The sequence below is a fragment of the Streptomyces sp. NPDC054849 genome, from assembly GCF_053610945.1.
This window is the reverse complement of the sequence record NZ_JBSGZI010000006.1, coordinates 21,300-40,811: the sequence shown is the minus strand read 5'-3', so window position 1 is coordinate 40,811 and position 19,512 is coordinate 21,300. Positions and strand designations below refer to the sequence as shown.

The window sequence follows — 19,512 nt, the reverse complement described above, 5'->3', positions numbered from 1 at the left end:
GCGCCCCCGCGCCAGTCCGTCCCGCGCCCGCGGTCCCCCAGAGGCATCCGGCGAGACTCAGCCCGCCCGGCGGGCCCCCGACCGCAGGGCCGGTAGCCCGATACGGCCGCGCCGTACGACCCCGCCCAGGCCGGCCGTGCGCCCCGCCGCCAAGCCCAAGCCCAGGAAAGTAAGCCGGCCGTACCGTACGCCTGCACAGCACGGGCCGGTGCAGTGCGCCCCAGGGGCGGGGCGGCGGATATGACGGAGCTGTGCCGGACCGCGCACGGTGTCACCAGCCCTCCCGTCGCCGCGCTCTGCCGCCAGACCTACGGCCACGGCCGATTGTGACTGAGCGCCCTACTCGGTTCTGACCGCGCTTCCGTGACGACTACGGCTGACGGTGGATGCGCGTCGAACCCTTACGGGCAGCCCAAAGTCGATGCCACCCAGCTTTTCGAGAGTGGTGCGTCCTGGGGTGTGTCGAATGCGGGCAACACCACGGACGAAATCAGCACGAAGCGTACCTGCTGGCCGTAAAGGAGGGCTGCCCTCCAGGAAGTGCCACCTCTGCCACCTCTGCCTATCGTGAGATAGGGGGCCCATCCCTCGGAGCGTGCCATGCGATGCGCAACACTGTTCTGCGCCGCAGCCCTGACCGCTGCGACCCTCGGCGCCACCACTCCGCCACCGGCCGCGGAAGGCCGCCGGCTCGCCGAGTTCTACCAGCAGAAGATCGGCTGGGGCCCGTGCCCCGCCTCCTACCCCGCGTCCATGCAGTGCGGGAAACTCAAGGTCCCCCTCGACTACGCGCAGCCCGCCCAGGACACCATCGAACTCGCCCTGGCCCGGATCCCGGCCACAGGGCCGGCCCGACAGGGCTCACTGGTGCTCAATTACGGCGGTCCAGGGCAAAGCGGTGCCCAGGGCACGGCCGACCGCTTCGACCGCTGGCGGGATCTCGCCGAGTCCTACGACATGGTCGGCTTCGACCCCCGGGGTATCGCCAAGAGTGCCCCGATCAGCTGCGGTGGCGCCCTGCCGCTCGTGGGCGCCGAGTACCTGGGCGCCACCGAACTGCTGCGCGTCACAGAGGAAGCGGCCCGCGCGTGCGAACGTCATAGCGGCTCGATCCTGCATCACGTCGGAACGGTCGACGTCACCCGTGACATGGACGTGCTGCGCGCGGCGCTGGGGGAGCCGAAACTCAACTACTGGGGCGGCTCCTACGGCACGCGGATCGGCGCCGTCTACGCCGCCCAATTCCCGCAGCACGTCGGGCGGATGGTCCTTGACGGAGTCGACACCCTCAGCAAACCCCTGGCCGAACAGGCCATGGACCAGGTGAAGGGCCAGCAGCTCGGCTTCGAAGGCTTCGTCGACTGGTGCACCAAGCAGCCGACCTGCGTGTACAAGGGCATGGACCCGCAGAAGGCGCAGGAGAAGGTCGAAGGGCTGGTCGCCCAGCTGGACAACGCTCCGCTTACCGCCAAGGACGGCAAGAGGTTCAACGGCCAGTCGCTGGCTTTCGCCATCGAGAACTCGCTGTACGGGACGCGTTCCTGGCCGGAGCTCGCGGACGGCCTGGGTCGCCTGGAGCGGGACAAGGACCTCAGCGTTCTGGCGGAACTCGCCGAGCCGGAAGAGGACAACGAAGGCTCGGCCCTGACGGTGGTGAGCTGCTCCGACTACACCGACCGCGGAGTCCGGGGCGATGCGAAGGCGCTCCAGCGGAAGCTCAACACCCTGCGGCCGGAGTTCCAGAAGGCGTCCCCGATCTTCGGACGGGGCGAGCTCTCGGAGATCGAGCTCTGCCACGGCCAGCCCCCGGCCGACGGGTTTGTCGCGAACATCGACCACCCGGGAGCTCCGCCCATGCTCCTGATCGGCGTCCGCAACGACCCCGCGACCCCGTATCGCTGGACCGAGGAGACGGCCGCCCGGCTCGACTCGCCCGTAATCATCGACTACCAGGGCCAGGGCCACACGGGCTACCGCCACTCCGCCTGCGTGAAGCAGCACGTCGACCGCTTCCTCGTGACGGGGCAGCTGCCGAACGGGAACACCGTCTGCCCCGCCGAGGAAGTCAACGCGAAGGGCGAGTAGGTCACGAGCTCCACCATGACGTGTGCATCATGGCTGTGGATGTGGACGGTCGGTTCCAGATCCGGATCCTCGTCGGGGACGAACGCCACCAAGAAGGCGGCTCCAGGCAGGTGCCTCTCGGCGCTGGGGTCCTCGGCCCACGCGGCTGGAGCCGGCACGGCCTCGCTCAGCTCCACAGCCCAGCATCATCAGGCAAGGCGTACTGACGTCCTGCATGTTCTCGTAGCTCGGCTGGCATGACGGCAGGCTGCCACAGGCCCACGGTCCGAGTCGCGGCGGCCCCACCGGCTTTGCGGGACAGCCCTCAGTTGATGTTCCTCTCCACGGTTTCGACCACGAAACCGCTGTTCTGGCCGTCGTAGATCGTGTTGGGGTGGAGGACGTTCTCCATCAGAGGCCCAAGTCCGAGCCGGCCGAAACCGTGGTGCTACTCCTCCGGGTACTCGCCGTCGTCGCTGCCGAGGCCGATCTGTTCGAGGCTGGTGACCTGGATGTTGTCCGCGCTGGTGTTGCCACCAGAGAGCACCGACACCGGGACGCGCTTGGCGCTGACCAGGTTGAGGATGTCGTCGGCGTACGCCGGCGCGGTGGCCGCCAGCAGGGCGCCGCTCAAGGCCGCCACGGCAAGGATGCGGGAGGTGATCTTCATGGCCTGCGTAACGACCAGACCGTATAACCGTCACCCGCAGTACCCACCGCACTCGCTGTGAAGCGCCTGGCACGCGGCGCCGCCGAGCTCCTGGCCATCGCCGAGGACCTGCGCCACCACGACATCCAGCTCGAACTCCTCACCGCCCCTGTCCAAGGGGTCTACGACTCCTCCGGGCACGGCGCCGCCCACCGCGGCGGCGCCGGTCTTCGCTGGCAGGGGCGGAGTCCGAACACGAGTACTTCCGGGAGGAGTCCTTGGAAGGCCAGGCGTCCGCCCGCGAGCGCGGCCGTCATGGCGGGCGCCCCAAGGTCGTCGACGACGACATGGCGACTACGCCCACAACCTGCGGGCCAACCGCGTACCCGTACCGCAGGTCGCGAGCAAGCTCGTCATCACGTCGGGCAAGAACAAGGGTCAGCATCCCTCGGTCGCCACCGTCTACCGCATCCTCGCCGAGGATGACCCGGCCGACGGTCCAAACCTGAACCGGCATCCCCTCACGGCTTCAAGATCGACTCATTGCCCCTTTGACCCGTATCTCGCCATACCCCTTGAACCGCCAGATCACGGCCTCGAACTGCTGCCGCAGCCGCGTGGGAGCCGGGCCGTGCCTGCCGATCGGCAGGCACGGTCCGATGAGTTCTCATTCTGCTTCCGCCAGTTGTGCTCGCGTCACGCAAGACGACCTATCGGATCAGGGCCGCGACGAGGGCTCATTGCACAGATCGGGACGAGTCAACGCACCCTGGTGCCTGGAGCTCGGCATGGACGGCACCAGCGCCAATGCGCCGCCGGCCAGAAACAGGAGCAGTCCGTCCGTACTGCGACCATAGATTTTGAACAGTACGCGGCCCCATCCCAGATCCGTGGAAGCCCTACCGGGTCTCTTCGGGTCGTAGGCGAGCGGAGGGTGCGGTCCGCGGAACTTGCTCCGGTGGTTGTGCTCGACGCCGTCCGCGTCGGTGTACTTGTACCAGGCGGCCCCGTCCGTGGTCCTGAAGTCGAGCCTGGCGACGACGGTGATCCCGCGCCTTCTCAGCGGGAGCTGTAGCCGCGCTTCCTCCGCCGCGAAGAGCAGCACGAGCAAGCCGCTGAAGAATGGGACTGCACCGCCGATCACGAACTTCAGTTCCGGCCCATGGGTGACGCCTGCCCAGATTGCGTACCCGAGATACGTGAGAACAAGGGTGCCGAGGATCGTCAGGGAAACGTAGTCCGTAAGCCTCGTCTCGTCCTGCTTCTCCTCGTTCGGCTGTTCCAGAGAGGTGACGGTGACCCGGGCACTTCCCCCCGGGTCCCGCTGCTCGGGCAGAGCGGCGATCAGTGCGGTGACGAATGCGGTGGCGGCGGCGGTCGCGTTGCCGCCGTCATCCGATGCACGGCCCCGTCGGTCAGCACGATCCCCACGTCCCGCGTCGCCGCCCACGCCCGTTCGCGTTCTGCACCCGGAGAAGGCGACGCCGTTGCCACAGTGCATGGCACGATCCCAACCATGAGTCCGAGTCCGACACCAGAGCTGACCCAGAAGACGCTGACAGAACGCGGCTTCCGTGGATTTGTGCCGTTTCGTGAGCTGGGTGACAGTGGAGTTCCCGCAGAGCCCGGAATCTACGTGGTAGTTCGCACGAGCACGGAGCCCCCGTCGTTCCTCTCCCGCAGCCCTGCCGGACACCTCAAAGGCCGTGACCCGTCGGTGACGACGGGCGAGCTTGGTGGTGCCTGGGTGGATGGGGCCACGATCATCTACATCGGTAAGGCGTCGGCAGGCAGCGACGGCCGGAGGGGTCTGCGTAAGCGGCTTGACGAATATCGCCGCCATGGTGCCGGCGGGATGGCCGGCCACTGGGGAGGGCGATACATCTGGCAGTTGGCCGATTCGGACGCTCTGCTCGTTGCGTGGATGCCGATACCTGAGCGGGATCCGGGTGCGGCTGAGGCGGAGCTGATCGCGGAGTTCATGGACCTCCATGGAGCGCGGCCTTACGCCAACCGGAACAAGGGCGTGGCATCCTCCTCAGAGGTTCCCGGCTGTGCGGACTGAACCGCACTGGTCAACGTCGGTACCGGCGCCCGCTGCGCTGGTCAGGATGTGAGGGATGGACGTTGGAGAGAGCGACGGGATCAGGCATCTTAGGTAGGTGCGTTCGAACCAGGTGATGAACTGGTGGACCGTGCCGATCTCGGCGGCGCGGTTACGGACGCCTCGGAACTCACGGTGGTCCCAGGCGACGGCGTGACCGAGCAGGCCGAGCCGCACACGGGCGGCCGATCGGGCCTCTGCGGCCGCCGGTGAGCGGCCGGGGCAGACGTGTGGGCCGAGCCGGCTGCCGTCCGCGCGGGGTGCCGGCGTGCGGGGTGCCGGCGTGCGGCTGTCGTTGTTGCTGTCGGCGTGCGCGTTCCCGTTGCACCACATCCGGTGTGTACCGGGGCAGCCCCGGAGCTTCGGGGGTGACCTGGCCGGATTCGCGGTGGAGTCCCGGGACGGCTCGGTGGGTCACAGGGTGCGGGTGTCCGTGGTGATGGCGACGTCTTCCCCTTCAGGGGCGCCGAAGGGAGTGACCTTCGAGGTGGGGCCGGTGCCGGTGATCTCCAGGGCGACGTGCCCGCCCATGAAGCGGAGGTCGACCCGGGTGGTGTCACCGGCGGGCATCTGGTGGACGCGGCCCCCCGGATAGTCCAGCTCGATGAGGGCCGGGCGCAGGGCCTCGGCATCGGCCGGGGCGGCCGCGCGAGGGCCTCGGTGACGCGGCGGGCGTGGTTTGCGCGCGTCGGGGCAGAGGTTCACACCTGTGGACCGGCCCATGGCAATGCTTCTTGCCGAAGGCTTGACTCAGCCCTGCGACGTGATGTGGTCGATGACCGCGGTGAAGTCATCTGTCGGTGAGAAGTCCACGTATTCGCAGTCCTCCAGCGCCACGGGGGCGTGTCCGGGCGGCCAGTAGAACGCCTGCCCCGCCTCGTAGACCTCCTCACCGTCCTTCGTCACCATCTTCAGCCGGCCTTTGAGCATGTACCCCCAGTGAGGGCACTGACAGAGATCATCGGTCAGGCCCTTCAGCGCCGGCCGCAGGTCCGTCCCCTGAGGCAGCTGCACGAAGGCCACGGACAGGTCTCCGCCGACCGCTCGCGTACGGAGTTCGACGCCTCCTCCCTCGATTACGACTGGTGTGTCCTGTCGGGTTGTCGCTGTCATGACTGCCTCGCTTCGTTCGTGGTGCGGCAGTGTGCCTCGCTTCAGGCTGGCCCCGGCGGTCGGGTCTCGCCAGGCGGGCCCACGGCCTGCCGGCCCGCCGCCCGCCCCTTCCCGCGCCGCGATCCAGCTCTGGCTGCGCTGACGCCAAGAGTCAGTCCGAGCACGGAGTCAGGACCGCATGGCTCGCACCGGGGCGGCTGGCGTGCGTCAGGCGGAGAAGATCACCGAGCGGACTTTGACGTCGTCGCAGTCGAAGTCGGCGAAGACCGTGGCGGTGGCGTTGGTCAGGTCCTGCGGGGCGAAGGCCGGTGAGGCATCGTTGACGCGGCCCCTGGCGCGGAAGGCGTAGGTCAGGAGCCGGCGCCGCTGACGCCAGGGGCGACGAAGCGCCGATGCAGGGGGTGGAACTTCGGCTCGGGATCGCTCTGCACGCCCAGTTCACCCTTGAGGACGGGGGCGACCCTGGCCTCGATGAACCGGTTGAAGTGGTCTTCCGACTCCCAGATGTCCATCACGTTGAGGCCGCCGTCGATGAACCAGGCGGCGTGCAGCACGCACCCGTCCGGTGCGTCCACTTCCCAGCGCACCTTCTGGCGCACCGCGTCGTACACGTCGGGTGTGATCTCGGGCCAGGAAAAGGTCATCACGACTGCCATGGGAGTGTCCTCTCGACCGCCTGGACGCGCCGCGGCCGGACGGCACACGGGATCGCACTGCGAAGCTAATCCGCCGACATCGCCGGTGCACTCCGGGGCGTCCATCCGAGAAGGGCCGAGTATCCGCGGGCAGAACGGGATACCTTCTCGGCCGAGCAGGTCGGCTGGCTTCTCTTGGCGCGGCAGCGGGACGCGCCCCGGTGAGCGGGAACTGCAGCTGCCCCTCAATGCAAGACGTCCGTACCGCGTCCGCCGGCCGGCTGTGCGTCGAGGCTGTGGGATGACCGCACGGATGCCACTCATCGAAGGTCACCGTGTGGTCCTGCCAAAGGACGAGCACATTCACGGGTATGGGGGCGCTCCCTATTCGAAGCCGGGCGGGCGCCTCCGTGACGCCCTCGCCGTTGGCGGTGGCCGATCTGGTCGGACGGCGGATGACCGCGCGGATTCCCTGGCGCTCTAGTGGCCGGTGAACTTGGGGATGATGCGGCGCAGGTACTCCTCGCGGTCCGCCAGCGGCGGAACCTGGGCAAGGATATTCCCGCGTCCAACTGCTCTACTGGCCACCTGGACGGAGCCCCGCGTCGGCGGCTCGGGGACGCCCTCGCCTGATGGTGCCAGGCACGAAGGTGGTTCTGCCGGCACGCCAGCGGCTCCGTTCTGCTCCTCTCAGTGGCCGCACGACATACCCAGCGTGACCCATCGGGCTCGTCGAATTCGCTGGTCGACAGGGCCGAGACACTCGCGCTGACGACCGGCCCTTCCCGCCATGGTGCAGTGGCGGACCCCGCCGGAAAGCTATCGCGCGCGACGTGCCTGCTTGCCGCTGGCGAGTGCACCGTGCTGGGCGTGGATGGGCATCGCGCGGCGTACGGGCGAGGCGGAGACACGGTGGACGGTGCCGTCGCCCTTGACCGGGTAGCGCAGCGGCCGTCCGTGCTTGTCGCGTCTGAGCTTGCCGTCGCTGTCTTCGCGGAAGCAGCACTCGGCGGCGTGTACGACGCCGCCCTGGAGCTTTAGGGACTGGACGGTTTCGATCAGCATTCTCGGTAGCGTGGCCATCCGCCGCATGGGTGTTCATGTGTCCCCCTGGTCCATGCGGGGGAATTCGACGGAGAGTGATGAGGCTGCAATGAGTGAACTGACGAAGCCCGAGGTCGATGTTCCGAAGGGTGACGCTCCTACCGAGCTGACCATCCGGGACCTGGTGATCGGGGACGGGGCCGAGGTGAAGCCGGGCATGGTGGTCAGGGTCCACTATGTCGGCGTGACCTTCGAGTCCGGGAAGGAGTTCGATGCCTCCTGGGACCGGGGCCAGCCGTACAAGTTCGCCCTGGGCAGTGGCAAGGTCATCAAAGGCTGGGACCGGGGGGTGAGGGGGATGAAGGTCGGCGGTCGACGCGAGATCATCGTTCCCCCTCGTCTCGGCTACGGCAATCAGTCACCCTCGCCGTTGATCCCGGCAGGCTCGACCCTGGTTTTCGTCGTGGACCTGATTGACTCGTATTCCAGCACAGCCGGGTGGAGCAACGCCTAAAGGGTGTTGCAGAAGGCCTGAATGGGGGGCATCTTGCTTGTATGGGTGGGGTGTTACGCGCTGAGCCGGTGTGGGTGGAGATGTTCTCAGGCTTGCGGATCGATCGGTTCGCGAAGCTGGTGAAGGTGGTCCGTGAACCGGGTGGGAATGGTCCGGGCGGGGGTCGGCCGTGGTGCCTGCCACTGCCCGACCGGGTGCTGCTGGTGGCCGTGTACTACCGCACGACCCTCACGATGCGACAGCTCGCCCCTCTCTTCGGGATCTCCCCGGCCACCGGTGGCGGCGCTGCGCGCCGACGGGTGTGCTGGAGCGGATCACCGCCCGGGCGGGCCGGGAGGCCGCCGGCGTGCTGCGCGACGACGGTATGTCCGCCGAAGCGGTGGCCACCGCCAGGTTTTGCTCACGGGGTGGCCCATGGCCCGCCCAGCGCGGCGAGTACGGCGAGCTGCCGCCTGGTCGGTTCTTACCGGCACCCCAGCCACATCCCGGGCCGCCCCGCCGGAGGGGCCATGGGTTCGGCGTGGCGGGGTCGGGGCGCTTGGAGGCTGGGTCATCATCGGCTGTGTGAAGACTTCCGGACGTCTGACCGCCTTCGCGGTCGCGGGCCTGCTCGCCGCACTCCCCGCGTGCTCGGAGTCCGACAGCCGTGGCGGCGGTGGGGCGGGGGTGGGTATGGGTGCAGACGCGAGGGCGGGCGCTCGTACCGGCGTGGACACTGCTCGGACGGCGGCACCTCGCACGGAGTTCCGGGGCGGGCACGCCGCTGCCTCAGGCGCCGGGGACCCGTACTTCCCGGGCCTCGGCAACGCCGGCTACGACGTCACCCATTACGCCCTGACCCTGGCCTACGACCCCGGCAGCGGCCGCCTCGAGGGCACTGCGGAGATCACCGCGAAGGCCACTGCGGACCTCAGCGCCTTCAATCTCGACCTCCTCGGCATGGAGGTGCTGAGCGCCACCGTCGACGGCCGCAAGGCGCGGGTTCGGCAGGACGGGCAGGAGCTGACCCTGCAGCCGCGCGATCACCTCAGGAAGGGCGCCGCCTTCCGCAGCGTCGTGCACTACGGGGGCATGCCGGAGTCGATCACCCATGACGACGGGTGGCGCGAAGGCTGGTTGAAGACGGACAACGGAGCAGTCGCCTTCGGTGAGCCGACCGGCTCGATGTCCTGGTTCCCGGGCAACCATCACCCCTCGGACAAGGCCTCGTACGACATCACCGTCACGGTCCCCAAGGGGGTGCAGGCGATCTCCAACGGGCGGCTGCGCGCACAACGCACCAGGGGCGACCGCGCCACCTTCCACTGGCACCAGGCCGAGCCCATGGCCAGCTATGTGGCGACCGTGGCCATCGGCAGCTACGACATCAAGACCTCCCAGACCCGATCGGGCGTCCCGGTCGTGTCGGCGATGGACACGACCGCGAGCGTGGACGAGGCCGGAGAGGTCCTCGACAGGTTCCCCGAGATCATGGAATGGGCCGAGGGAAGGTTCGGTCCCTACCCCTTCTCCGCCGCCGGGGTGATCGTCGATCAGGCGGCCGATGTGCCCTACGCCCTGGAGACCCAGACGAGGCCGACCATTCCGGCCGACATCTTCCACACCACCAACGTGGTGCACGAACTGGCCCACCAGTGGTTCGGCAACTCCGTCACCCCGCGGACGTGGCGGGACATGTGGCTGAACGAGGGCTTCGCGACCTATGCGGAGTGGCTGTGGACCGAGGACCACGGCGGGGCCAGTGCCCAGGAGCACTTCGACCGCAATCACGCCAAGGCCGCGGACGACGACGAGTGGGACTTCCCGCCCGCCGAACCGCCGAGTGCCTCGGACATCTCCGGCCAGCCGGTGTACGTGCGCGGCGCGATGGTGATCCACAGGATCCGCCAGACCGTAGGCGACAAGGCCTTCCGTACCCTGGTGCGGGGCTGGACCCTGCGCCACCGCCACGGCCACGCCTCCACGGACGACTTCACTGCGTACGCCGAGGCCAAGGCCGGCCGGGACCTCGACTCGATCTGGGACTCGTGGCTCTACGGCGACGGCAAGCCCGCGTGACGGGGTCGACGCGGTGTCAGGTCTTGATGCGGCGGTGGGCGATCTCGACAAGCTTCATGTACTCGTCCCAGTTCCACACGGGCCCTGGGTCCTCGTGGGTGGACAGCGGGATTTCGATGTGGCCCAGGATGTGGTCCCGGTCGACCGGCACGTCGTACTTCGCGCAGATCGTGGCCGTGAGCACGGCGGATGCCTCGTACATCCCGTCGGTGTACACAGGCTGGTCGATCCAGCCTTCGTGCTCGATACCGATGCTCCGGTAGTTGTGCCACACATTGCCGGAGTGCCAGGCAACGTCGCGCTCGCGCACGCACTGAGCGATCCGCGTGCCGGTTGCGCTGACCATGTAGTGCGCGGACACCCTCTCGGCGGGGTCCTGGAACTTGGAGAGCATGATCGGCAAGGGGTCCGTTGTCAGATGAATGACGACGTATTCGATGGGATAGTCCTCGGGACGGTCGCAGGACGTGTAGTTGGACTCGCAGGCCTCGACCCAGACGGCGGGAGCGTAGTCCACCAGAGCGTCCCGACGCCGGGTCGCAGGCGGCCCGGCTGCGGCGACCGGGGCCTTGCGCACAGGGCTCGGCAGCGCAACCTCCACCCTCGCCTCGGACCCCATCAGCCGGGGCAGCAGCTCCACAGCGGCCAGAGCCGTACCCGCTGCGCCGGCAGCACCCCACAACAGACGTCGACGGCTGAGCGGGCTGTCTTCCATGGCCACTCCTCATGAGGTCGAGCAGGCAGGCAGAGGACGACACGCCGCGAATCACGGCATCACGCTACATAAGCGGCACATCCCGTAACCTGATCCTCAACCAGTGCCCGCACCCCGGCAAGCCGATCCTCCACCACTCGGCGCACACCCCACCCCTGACCAGGCCCGTCCCCGTCGGCAGGCGTCACCCCGTTTCACCGCCATACGGTCCGCCATGCCGACTCCGGACTGGCGGCAGCACGGCCGCCCCTGGGGAACGGTGCCGGTCGAGAGCGCGGCCGCCGGCTCGGGCATGGGGGAGAGGGGGAGCGCCGTCCCCGTGTCCGGTCGGTCGTGCGGGCCGGGGGCCCGCGGGGTGCTTGTCGTCGTGGGCCCCTGGGCCGTGGGGCCGTGGGCGGCGGGACGTGGGCGGTGGGCGACGCCACACGGGTGGGTCGGCGCGGTCCGCCGCAGGCTCGCTGCTGTCTCCGCTCGCGGGAGCCGTCGAATCGCGGTTTCGTGGTTTCAGAGGTGCGTGCCCGGGCGACGGGCCTCGGCGCCGCGGCGGGCCCAATGGCGGAGGAGGTCGGACCATGTCCGGACCCGGACCGACAGTCGGTGGCCGCTACCGCGCGGCCGCCGCGGCCGTCGTGGCGGCGATCTGCGCGACGATGCTCATCGCGCCGGGACCCGCTGCCGCTGTGGGGCCGCCGTCCCCCTCGGCAACCGTTCCCCAGCTGGACTGGACCGCCTGCAAAGCCGGCAGTCCGTACGACTGCGCCGTCGCCCGAGTACCGCTGGACCACGCCGACCCCGCCGGCCGCACCATCGACCTGGCGGTCGTGCGGCGGAAGGCGACCGACGCCGCCCACCGCACCGGCACCCTCTTCGTGAACCCCGGCGGGCCTGGCGGCCCCGGAACGGTGCAGGTGCCGCAGAACTACGACGCCTTTCCCAAGGAACTGCGCGAACGGTTCGACATCGTCAGCTGGGACCCTCGGGGGATCGGCAACAGCACAGCCGTGAACTGCTTCGACAGCACCGACGAGGCCGAAGCCTGGGGCAAGGCCAAACCCGGTGGCTTCCCCGTCGGCGCGAAGGAGCGGACGCTCTGGATCGACGCCTACGAGGACCTCGGCCGGCGCTGCGAGAAGCACGACGCAGACCTGCTGCGCCACGTGTCGACCGCCGACACCGCCCGTGACCTCGACCTGCTCCGCCAGGCTGTGGGCGAACCACAGCTCAACTACCTGGGCGTCTCCTACGGAACCATCCTGGGAGCCACCTACGCCAACCTGTTCCCCGGCAAGGTCCGCGCCATGGTCCTGGACAGCAACATCGCCCCCGACGCCTGGACGAACGACGCCCGGCCGGACGCCCGGACCACGACGCTCCTGCGCATGGGCTCCGACCGCACCGCCGCAGCCACCCTGGATCGCTTCCTCGACCTGTGCGGATCCGCCGCCACCGCCCGCTGCGCCTTCTCGGCCGGCAGCCCGCAGGCGACCCGAGAGAAGTTCGACCAGCTGATGCAGCGCCTCCGTGCCCAACCGGTGGGCTCGTGGACGTATGCCAAAACGGTCGCCGACGCCGTGAGCGGCCTCTACATCGTCGAGCCCGGCTGGACGGATCTCGCCGGGCGGCTCCAAGAGCTGTGGCTGGGCCGGGCCCCGAAGCCGCCCGTGTACCCGCCCCCGCCCCCGGTAGCGCAGCCCGCCCCCTACCTCGGCGAGGAACAGGCAATGGCCGTATGGTGCGGCGACAGCCCCAACCCGCGCGACCCAGCCGTGTACCACGGTCTGGAAGAGGACAGCGCGGAAAGGGCGGGCGATGCCGGCCGCTACTGGACCTGGTCCGGAGAGCCGTGCGCCACCTGGCCGGCCCAGTCAGCCCACCGGTACGTCGGCCCGTGGAACAAGCCCACCGCGCACCCCGTCCTGGTGATCGGCACCAGGTACGACCCCTCCACGTCCTACACGGACGCCGAGGCCATGGCGACACAACTGGCCGACGCCCGCTTGCTCACCCACGACGGGTACGGCCACACCGCCCTGTTCAACAACGCCAGCAGCTGCGTCAACACGTACGAGAGCCGCTACTTCGTCGACGGTGCCCTCCCGCCCCCGGGGACGACCTGCCGACCGGACAAGCAACCCTTCTCCTGACGCCGGGAGCGTCATCTGGGGCGCGTCACCAGGGGCCTCGTCAGCAGCGGGTGGAGAGTCGGCTGCCGGTCCGCGAGGCGGCGGCTGGTCAGCCGATCGGTTGCCGGGACTCGGTGCGTACCGTGAGGGTGGTCTCGGCGACCTTGGCGAGGTCGACGGCCCCGGGCTTCTGCTGCGCGGTCTCCGGGGTGAGGACGGCGACGGAGGCGGCCGTGTTGTCGTCCGCCCAGGCGCACATCGGCAGGGAGCTCTCGACGCCGCCGTTTCGCATGGTCAGCACCTGGCAGGACAGGGTGACGTCGGAACCGGTTGGCGTGATGTCCCTGGCGGGTACCGCCAGGGACGCTCCTTGGGCGTCCTGCGCGCCGCTCAGCATCTTCTTGCGTGCGCCCTCGGGGTCCTTGAACTGGCCGTACATCCCGGAGATGACCAGGGCGCTCCCCCCGCTCGCGACGTCGGAGGTGTACTGGGCGACCACCGGCTTCGGATTGCGGATATTCGAGTCGTAGCTGCCCTTGAGGGCCTTCTTGCCCTCGGTGTCCGACAGGTCTTGGGCCAGCTGGTACTTGCCGGTCATCAGGGTCTGGGGAACGGTCAGCCGGTAGCGTGCCTCGGGAAAGCCGGCTCCGCTCGTCACGGATCCGGCGTCGGTCAACAGGTTCACGCCGAAGCCGAGCGCGCCGAGTGCCACCAGCGAGCCCGCCACGATCCCGATGACCATGCCCGTCCGCTTCTTGCGCGGCGGACCCATCGGGGGTTGGCCCCATGCTCCTTGACCCGGGTACGGCTGCGGAGGGTAGGGCTGTCCCGGATACGGCTGAGGTGAGGACTGCGGCGCGTAATGCTGCCCACCGTACTGCTGCCCGCCGTAATGCTGCGGAGACTGCGGGGACTGCGCGGACTGCGGGGGACCGTACGGGCCGGGGGGCTGCTGGGGCGGTGGGGGCATGCTCATGCCCGAACGCTACTTCAGCTCTGCGGGCCGGAACCGACGAGACCACGGTCGTCGTCACCGCCGTGCGCACGCCGGAGACCGTCCGCGAGATGCCGGCGGCCACGTCCAGCACAACGTCTACTTCGTTGCTTTCCCGGCCAACGTGCCGGACATGTTCGACTTCCGGGATGCGGTGCATCGCCGAGCCGCTTGCCGACGACGCGTCGCGCGGGCGCGTGCCGGCCGTGCCGAACGGCACTCCGGCGTCGTCGTCTTCCGGCCCCGCCTCCCCAACAGGTTGTGATACTGGCCGTCATGACCAGTGCTTTCGCCACACCCGAAGCCCCGTTCTCACGCATCAAGGTCCGCACCGGGGCCGTGGTGTTCTGCGGCGACGAGGTCGCCCTCATCCGCCGCGATCGCGCCGACTCCACCCATTACACCCCGCCCGGGGGCAACGTCGAGGACGGGGAAGACCTCGTCGCCGCCTTGAGCCGGGAACTCTCCGAGGAACTCGGCCTGGACGTCGGCCAGGCCGAGGGCGGTGACCTGCTGTGGGTCATCGACCAGCGCGTCACCCGGCCCGGCCCCACACCGCCCCCGCGTAAACTGCACCTGATCTACCGTCTCCACATCAGCCCTGAACTCCGCGGCACGCTCGCCGAGCAGGAGCTGGACGAACTGCCCGACGGCAGTTACGAAGCCGGGGTGATCGAGTGGATCGACTATCGCAGGACCGCCGCACTCCCGATCTTCCCGCCCATCGGCCCCGCCCTCGCCGCGCTCGCGGACCCCCGCGCGGCCGTTGCCGACGCCGCGCTGAACGCCGTCACCGACGAGAACTACACCTGGGTTTGACGGCCTGCGGCTGCTGCCTTCACGCTCCGTCCAGGCGAGGAGCATGGACAACGTCGACCTCCGCGACCAAGCCGTCGCCCGGCTCTCCCCCTTCGTGCGGCACCACGTCAACCTGCTCGGCCGGTCTCCTTCCTGCGCCCGGCGGACGTACCCGACATGCCCGGGGGATTGAGGCCCCCTGCGTAACCCGGATGCCGCGAACGAGGTGTGACGCCGTGCGCCCGGCGGCGGTTCGATAATCCGTTTGGTAAGCCGTCGGCCGGGTGCTAGGAACACAGAGTGACTGTATTCGTGTGCTCGGCCTGCGGGCTTGCCATCACCGGACCGCTGACTGAGCTGCCCGAGGTGCCCGCCCGTCCAGGGGACCAGGGCCACCCCAAAGCCGACGGATCACGTCGTGCCACCGCGACCATGCCTCTCGGCTTCTTCTCTCTGGAACCCGAGCCGTGGGGTGCACCGCTCGTGCCCTGTGCCGAGCCCCGCCCGGTCTTCGCCGGCGGCCCCTGTCTCGGAGACCCGGACGATGTCGACGGGTACTTGGTGTCCGCCGGCACTCGCAACACGGTGGTCCTCCACCCCGACGACGCCCGCGGCCTTCGGGAAGACACCGACTATCTGAGGCATTGCAGCGGATGCTGTGGTCTTCACGGCCGGGCAGGCATGAACCGCCGGTGCCCCTGTGGCGCGCACGTGGGCACACTCGTCAACGACTGCAACACCGCGTATGAGCTGCACCTGGAACCCAGCCAGGTGCGCTTGACCACGGATTGACTCTTCGGCTCGCAACGTCCCACCCCGGCGACCCGGCGCGGTACGACGTCGTGCGCGGCGCCAGTGTCAGGAACGAGGAGAGCTTCTTCGAACTGCCTGCGGAGCGCGCCCGTCTGTGCTCGGCGATGGGCTGGAAGACATAACCCTCACCGATGGCGGCGCCGATCGACCATCGCAGGCGGCCCGCCCGATCTGGGGACATCCCCGGGCTGCACTGCGCGATCGCCGAGGCCTTGCTCGGACCTGGCCGCTACTTCGGCGTCGAGGAGTGGAACGCCTTCAAGGACTGCCTGTGCGGTGGATTCGCAGTGGCCCCGTCCTTCACCTTGACCTGGCATGACGGCGAAATCGCGGGTGACGAATACCGGCCCACGGGTGCGGTCCTCGAGTAACCGGGGCAGCAGCCGGGCGGTATCAGCGTCCCAGTACACCGTCTCCCGCACGTAGCCCTCGCGGGCACCGCCGCGGCGGCGGACCTTCGGCTGGGCACCCTTCGCCTTCACCGGGCAGCGCCGGCCGGCCAAATCAAGGTCCTCGATGTTGACGTCCAAGACCCCCTCCGAGCGGGCGCACGCCTCGTAGAGCATCGCACCCGGCGACCTGAACGGTCACGGACACCGCGGCCTGTGGCCCGTCGCCTCGGCGGGCCGGCTGCAGGCCCTCGCCGACGGTGACTGGACGGGTGACGGCTACAACGACCTGGTGGTGCTGGCCTACAACGACGCCACGCGGACCAAGCCGCTGTGGCGTACGAGAACGGCGGGCCGAGCAAGGTCCCCGAGGCCGTCCGGTACCGCCGACGGCATCGACACCACGCCGGTGGTCCTCGGCTGATCCAGCGGGCTCCGCGACAGACAGGTGGGCAAAGGCCCCCGGCCGCCTCTGCGGCGGGGGGTCACGCGTTTTCTTGACCTGAAGCATGATTGAGGTCTTAGCGTGTGACCTACTTGATCATCTGACGACGGGAAACACGCCCATGATCCTCGTGACCGGAGCCACCGGAAACATAGGCAGCGCCCTGCTGAAGGAGCTGCACGCACGCGGTGTCGGGCCGTTGAGAGGGCTCACCCGTGATGCCGCACGGGCCGGCTTCCCCGAAGGGGTCGAGGCCGTGGAGGGCGACCTCGCGGAGCCGACGTCGTTGGAGCCCGCGCTGGAACGGGTGCGCTCGCTGTTCCTCGTGTCGCGCCTGGGCTCGGACGCCGACATCCTCGAAGCCGCCCGGCAGGCGGGTGTGGAGCACGTCGTGCTGGTGTCGTCCATCACCGTCCAGACCCACCCGCACCTCGGCCCCGCCGGCGAGAACCAGGCGGTGGAGGAACTCCTCAAGGCGAGCGGCATGGCCTGGACGATCCTGCGGCCGACGCAGTTCGCCTCGAACGCGCTGATGTGGGCGGCTTCCATTCGTGGCCACGAGGCCGTCCGCGCGCCGTACGCCGAGGCCGCGCTGCCGACCATCCACCCTGCGGACATCGCGTCGGTGGCACGGGTGGCACTGACCGAGCCCGGCCACCGGGGGCGCACGTATGCCTTGACCGGTCCGGCGCCGGTGACCGCCCGGCGGCAGGTCGAGGCCATCGCGGCGGCACTGGGCCGGGAGATCGCCTTCGCCGAGATCAGCCGTCGGCAGGCCCGCACACAGATGGCCGCGGTCTTCGGGGCCGATGCCGCTGACGCGGTGCTCGACGTCATGGGTGGCGACGTGAACGACGAGCTGCTGAGGGTGCGTGACACGGTTGCGCAGGTCACCGGAAGGGCCGCCCGCCCGTTCGAGCAGTGGGCGTCAGAGAACGCCCACGCTTTCCGTTGAATCGAATGAATCGAAGCGGTCGACTCAGTGTCCTGCCGGCCCCGCCCATCAGCCGGTCCAGCAGCAGGTCCGCCGCCCGCGCCCCCACTCCGTGCTGGGCCGGTGCCACCGCCGACAGCGGGACGTCGGCCATCCCCGCCACCTCGTCGTCGTACGTGATCACGGCCAGTCCGCGGGTACCCGCACGCCCCGCGTCTGCAACCGCGGGTTCAGCCTGCTGACAGCCCCTCATGTCCGCCGTACCGCAGCCGAACGGGTCGGCCTAGACTGAGACTGTTTGATCATGTACTCGTCGAGTCGGAGGAACGAACACGCATGCGCTATCTCCCTTTGGGCAGTTCCGGTCTGCAGGTCTCCGCGGTCGGCCTCGGCTGCAACAACTTCGGCGGCCGACTCGACGCCCAGGCCACCCGCGCCGTCGTCGACGCCGCCCTGGACGCGGGCATCACCCTCCTCGACACCGCCGACATCTACGGCGGCGCCGGCGGCTCCGAGATCCACCTCGGGCAGGCCCTCAAGGGCCGCCGCGACCAGGTCGTCCTGGCCACGAAGTTCGGTTACGACGGCGTGGACATGAACTACGGGCCGGCCGCCGGATCCCGTGGCGGCCGCGCCTACATCCGGCGGGCCGTGGAGGAATCCCTGCGCCGCCTCGACACCGACCACATCGACCTCCTCCAGCTGCACAGCCCCGACCCGGCCACCCCGATCGCCGAGACCCTGGCCGCGCTCACCGAGCTCGTCGCCGAGGGCAAGGTCCGCTACATCGGGCACTCCAACCTCACCGGCTGGCAGCTCGCCGAAGCCGCCCACGTCGCCCGCGAGACGGGCTCGGCCCCCTTCGTCTCGGCGCAGAACGAGTGGTCGCTGCTGGAGCGGTCGGCCGAGCGCGAGCTGGTCCCGGCGGCCCTGCACTACGGCGTCGGTGTGCTCCCGTACTACCCGCTCGCCAACGGCCTGCTGACCGGCAAGATCCGCCGGGGCGCGCCCGTTCCGGCCGGCTCCCGCCTCGAAGGCCGCGACGCGTACCTCACCGACGAGCGCCTCGACGTGGTCGAGGCGCTGGCCGCGCTCGGCGAGAAGTACGACCGCAGCGTCCTCGAACTCGCCATCGGCTGGCTCTCCGCCCAGCCCGGCTGCGCCTCCGTCATCGCGGGGGCCACCTCCGCCGAGCAGGTACGTGCCAACGCGGCCGTCGCCGACCGCCCGCTGGAGACCGAGCTGCTCGCCGAGATCGACGCGATCGCGCCGCGCGTCGCCGTGTGACGGACGGCGGGCGGCGGGCGGCCACTGCGCTGCACCCTCCTCGGCGGCTTCCAGGGCGTCGGGACCAGTGCGGCGGACTGGTGGCCGCTCGCCGGCGCCGCGTCGAGGTGGTGAGCTTCCTACGCCGCCCACGACAGCGAAGCCGTCGAGGACATCCGGCCGTTCCTCGCCGGCTCACCTGTGCGCGTACGGAGGTGAGCGCGGCCGTGCCGGCCGTGTTCAGCCGCTCAGGCCGACGTGTCCTCGTCGTTCCAGTCGGGGGCCGTCGCCGTACCGGCGAGCCAGTCCCGGCGGAGGATCGCGTATCCGACCGCGTCATGGACCGTTCCGTCGGTCCCAGGCCATCCGTCCCGGTAGTGCGCCTCCTTGACGTACCCGCACCGCTGAAAGGTGCGGCGCATCGCCACGTTGTCCTGGCGCGTGGTGCCCTCGATCCGCCGGATCAGCGGGAACTCGGTGAACAGGTACCTCGTCAGCCAGGTCAGGGCCCGGGCGCCGACGCCCCGGCCCCGGTACCGGGAACCGATCCGCAGGTCGAACACGGGTGTCTCGTCACCCACGTCCATCAGGCGGATCAGCCCGAGCGTGTCGTCACCCGTGGTGATCCAGAACGCCCTGTTCCCGTCGCCGGAGTAGCGGCCGTCCGCAACCCACCGCTGCGCCTGATCCGGGTCGACGACGGCCGCGCCGTGGAACGGCCACCTGTCTCCGGTCAGGAAGTCGACGAGGGCATCGGCCTCGGAAGGGATGAAACGCCGGTAAGTGATCTCCACGCCCGGACTCTAGGGATTGAGGAGACCGACCCCAAACGATTTACCCGACTTCCGACTTCC

General features: G+C 69.5%; 20 protein-coding genes and 2 pseudogenes. 11 read left to right on the top strand and 11 right to left on the bottom strand.

Going from position 1 to position 19,512, the window contains the following annotated elements:
* Positions 1-600 precede the first annotated feature (600 nt).
* Positions 601-2,085: an alpha/beta hydrolase gene (locus ACWGIF_RS04555; RefSeq protein ID WP_453490964.1), complete on the top strand. Its 1,485-nt coding sequence runs from the start codon at positions 601-603 to the stop codon at positions 2,083-2,085.
* A 427-nt stretch (positions 2,086-2,512) separates the two neighbouring features.
* Here ACWGIF_RS04555 and ACWGIF_RS04550 read toward each other — a convergent pair whose 3' ends face one another.
* The 3 genes from ACWGIF_RS04550 to ACWGIF_RS04540 form a co-directional block, all read right to left on the bottom strand.
* Entirely contained in the window at positions 2,513-2,734 is a 222-nt protein-coding gene (locus tag ACWGIF_RS04550; protein WP_453490962.1) for a hypothetical protein, read from the bottom strand.
* Positions 2,735-2,764: 30 nt separating this feature from the next.
* A complete protein-coding gene (locus tag ACWGIF_RS04545; protein WP_453490959.1) occupies positions 2,765-2,890 on the bottom strand; it encodes a hypothetical protein in 126 nt (41 codons plus the stop codon).
* 541 nt (positions 2,891-3,431) lie between these two features.
* Complete coding sequence (locus ACWGIF_RS04540) at positions 3,432-4,163, bottom strand: hypothetical protein (protein ID WP_453490956.1); 732 nt, start codon at positions 4,161-4,163, stop codon at positions 3,432-3,434.
* 66 nt (positions 4,164-4,229) lie between these two features.
* Here ACWGIF_RS04540 and ACWGIF_RS04535 point away from each other — a divergent pair, with 66 nt between their 5' ends.
* Positions 4,230-4,778: a hypothetical protein gene (locus ACWGIF_RS04535; RefSeq protein ID WP_453490953.1), complete on the top strand. Its 549-nt coding sequence runs from the start codon at positions 4,230-4,232 to the stop codon at positions 4,776-4,778.
* Between the two features lie 453 nt (positions 4,779-5,231).
* Here ACWGIF_RS04535 and ACWGIF_RS04530 read toward each other — a convergent pair whose 3' ends face one another.
* From ACWGIF_RS04530 to ACWGIF_RS04515, 4 genes are all read right to left on the bottom strand, one after another.
* Complete coding sequence (locus tag ACWGIF_RS04530; RefSeq protein ID WP_453490951.1) at positions 5,232-5,540, bottom strand: hypothetical protein; 309 nt, start codon at positions 5,538-5,540, stop codon at positions 5,232-5,234.
* Positions 5,541-5,567: 27 nt separating this feature from the next.
* Positions 5,568-5,840, bottom strand: a complete 273-nt coding sequence (locus ACWGIF_RS04525; RefSeq protein WP_389874634.1) for a cupin domain-containing protein — start codon at positions 5,838-5,840, stop codon at positions 5,568-5,570.
* 440 nt (positions 5,841-6,280) lie between these two features.
* Complete coding sequence (locus ACWGIF_RS04520; RefSeq protein ID WP_453490948.1) at positions 6,281-6,586, bottom strand: hypothetical protein; 306 nt, start codon at positions 6,584-6,586, stop codon at positions 6,281-6,283.
* Between the two features lie 798 nt (positions 6,587-7,384).
* Positions 7,385-7,630: a hypothetical protein gene (locus tag ACWGIF_RS04515; protein ID WP_453490945.1), complete on the bottom strand. Its 246-nt coding sequence runs from the start codon at positions 7,628-7,630 to the stop codon at positions 7,385-7,387.
* Between the two features lie 88 nt (positions 7,631-7,718).
* On the opposite strand from ACWGIF_RS04515, the gene ACWGIF_RS04510 reads away from it, so the two are divergent.
* The 3 genes and pseudogenes from ACWGIF_RS04510 (at position 7,719) to ACWGIF_RS04500 (ending at position 10,181) form a co-directional block, all read left to right on the top strand.
* Positions 7,719-8,123, top strand: a complete 405-nt coding sequence (locus ACWGIF_RS04510; protein ID WP_453490942.1) for an FKBP-type peptidyl-prolyl cis-trans isomerase — start codon at positions 7,719-7,721, stop codon at positions 8,121-8,123.
* Between the two features lie 41 nt (positions 8,124-8,164).
* Positions 8,165-8,398, top strand: a pseudogene (locus ACWGIF_RS04505) (helix-turn-helix domain-containing protein); the annotation flags it as partial.
* A 289-nt stretch (positions 8,399-8,687) separates the two neighbouring features.
* Entirely contained in the window at positions 8,688-10,181 is a 1,494-nt protein-coding gene (locus ACWGIF_RS04500) for a M1 family metallopeptidase (RefSeq protein ID WP_453490939.1), read from the top strand.
* Positions 10,182-10,197: 16 nt separating this feature from the next.
* Here the strand turns inward: ACWGIF_RS04500 and ACWGIF_RS04495 are convergent, their stop codons facing one another.
* Complete coding sequence (locus tag ACWGIF_RS04495; RefSeq protein WP_453490937.1) at positions 10,198-10,902, bottom strand: N-acetylmuramoyl-L-alanine amidase; 705 nt, start codon at positions 10,900-10,902, stop codon at positions 10,198-10,200.
* A 566-nt stretch (positions 10,903-11,468) separates the two neighbouring features.
* On the opposite strand from ACWGIF_RS04495, the gene ACWGIF_RS04490 reads away from it, so the two are divergent.
* Positions 11,469-13,040, top strand: coding sequence for an alpha/beta hydrolase (locus ACWGIF_RS04490; RefSeq protein ID WP_453490933.1), 1,572 nt, complete (start codon positions 11,469-11,471; stop codon positions 13,038-13,040).
* Positions 13,041-13,128: 88 nt separating this feature from the next.
* Here ACWGIF_RS04490 and ACWGIF_RS04485 read toward each other — a convergent pair whose 3' ends face one another.
* Positions 13,129-13,791 carry a hypothetical protein gene (locus ACWGIF_RS04485; RefSeq protein ID WP_453490930.1) on the bottom strand — a complete coding sequence of 221 codons (663 nt, stop codon included), beginning with the start codon at positions 13,789-13,791 and terminating at the stop codon, positions 13,129-13,131.
* A 498-nt stretch (positions 13,792-14,289) separates the two neighbouring features.
* Here ACWGIF_RS04485 and ACWGIF_RS04480 point away from each other — a divergent pair, with 498 nt between their 5' ends.
* From ACWGIF_RS04480 to ACWGIF_RS04465, 4 genes are all read left to right on the top strand, one after another.
* On the top strand, positions 14,290-14,832 hold the full coding sequence (locus ACWGIF_RS04480; RefSeq protein WP_453490927.1) for an NUDIX domain-containing protein: 543 nt from the start codon (positions 14,290-14,292) through the stop codon (positions 14,830-14,832).
* Positions 14,833-15,755: 923 nt separating this feature from the next.
* Positions 15,756-15,995, top strand: a complete 240-nt coding sequence (locus ACWGIF_RS04475) for a barstar family protein (RefSeq protein ID WP_453490925.1) — start codon at positions 15,756-15,758, stop codon at positions 15,993-15,995.
* A 310-nt stretch (positions 15,996-16,305) separates the two neighbouring features.
* Positions 16,306-16,437, top strand: a complete 132-nt coding sequence (locus tag ACWGIF_RS04470; protein ID WP_453490922.1) for a hypothetical protein — start codon at positions 16,306-16,308, stop codon at positions 16,435-16,437.
* A gap of 142 nt (positions 16,438-16,579) precedes the next feature.
* Positions 16,580-17,413 carry an NAD(P)H-binding protein gene (locus ACWGIF_RS04465; RefSeq protein WP_453490919.1) on the top strand — a complete coding sequence of 278 codons (834 nt, stop codon included), beginning with the start codon at positions 16,580-16,582 and terminating at the stop codon, positions 17,411-17,413.
* A gap of 28 nt (positions 17,414-17,441) precedes the next feature.
* Here ACWGIF_RS04465 and ACWGIF_RS04460 read toward each other — a convergent pair.
* Positions 17,442-17,626 (bottom strand): annotated as a pseudogene (locus tag ACWGIF_RS04460) (substrate-binding domain-containing protein); the annotation flags it as partial.
* A gap of 102 nt (positions 17,627-17,728) precedes the next feature.
* Between ACWGIF_RS04460 and ACWGIF_RS04455 the strand changes: the two are divergent.
* Positions 17,729-18,679: an aldo/keto reductase gene (locus ACWGIF_RS04455; RefSeq protein ID WP_453490916.1), complete on the top strand. Its 951-nt coding sequence runs from the start codon at positions 17,729-17,731 to the stop codon at positions 18,677-18,679.
* Positions 18,680-18,906: 227 nt separating this feature from the next.
* Here ACWGIF_RS04455 and ACWGIF_RS04450 read toward each other — a convergent pair whose 3' ends face one another.
* Complete coding sequence (locus tag ACWGIF_RS04450; protein WP_453490913.1) at positions 18,907-19,452, bottom strand: GNAT family N-acetyltransferase; 546 nt, start codon at positions 19,450-19,452, stop codon at positions 18,907-18,909.
* Between the last annotated feature and the right edge of the window lie 60 nt (positions 19,453-19,512).

Bases quoted from the DNA above. Each gene is read 5' to 3' on its own strand.
- ACWGIF_RS04485 (WP_453490930.1), bottom strand. From the start codon at position 13,791: ATGGGTCCGCCGCGCAAGAAGCGGACGGGCATGGTCATCGGGATCGTG.
- ACWGIF_RS04480 (WP_453490927.1), top strand. From the start codon at position 14,290: ATGACCAGTGCTTTCGCCACACCCGAAGCCCCGTTCTCACGCATCAAG.
- ACWGIF_RS04535 (WP_453490953.1), top strand. From the start codon at position 4,230: ATGAGTCCGAGTCCGACACCAGAGCTGACCCAGAAGACGCTGACAGAA.
- ACWGIF_RS04465 (WP_453490919.1), top strand. From the start codon at position 16,580: ATGATCCTCGTGACCGGAGCCACCGGAAACATAGGCAGCGCCCTGCTG.
- ACWGIF_RS04555 (WP_453490964.1), top strand. From the start codon at position 601: ATGCGATGCGCAACACTGTTCTGCGCCGCAGCCCTGACCGCTGCGACC.
- ACWGIF_RS04510 (WP_453490942.1), top strand. From the start codon at position 7,719: ATGAGTGAACTGACGAAGCCCGAGGTCGATGTTCCGAAGGGTGACGCT.
- ACWGIF_RS04530 (WP_453490951.1), bottom strand. From the start codon at position 5,540: ATGGGCCGGTCCACAGGTGTGAACCTCTGCCCCGACGCGCGCAAACCA.
- ACWGIF_RS04490 (WP_453490933.1), top strand. From the start codon at position 11,469: ATGTCCGGACCCGGACCGACAGTCGGTGGCCGCTACCGCGCGGCCGCC.
- ACWGIF_RS04515 (WP_453490945.1), bottom strand. From the start codon at position 7,630: ATGCTGATCGAAACCGTCCAGTCCCTAAAGCTCCAGGGCGGCGTCGTA.
- ACWGIF_RS04520 (WP_453490948.1), bottom strand. From the start codon at position 6,586: ATGGCAGTCGTGATGACCTTTTCCTGGCCCGAGATCACACCCGACGTG.
- ACWGIF_RS04475 (WP_453490925.1), top strand. From the start codon at position 15,756: ATGGCGGCGCCGATCGACCATCGCAGGCGGCCCGCCCGATCTGGGGAC.
- ACWGIF_RS04455 (WP_453490916.1), top strand. From the start codon at position 17,729: ATGCGCTATCTCCCTTTGGGCAGTTCCGGTCTGCAGGTCTCCGCGGTC.
- ACWGIF_RS04550 (WP_453490962.1), bottom strand. From the start codon at position 2,734: ATGAAGATCACCTCCCGCATCCTTGCCGTGGCGGCCTTGAGCGGCGCC.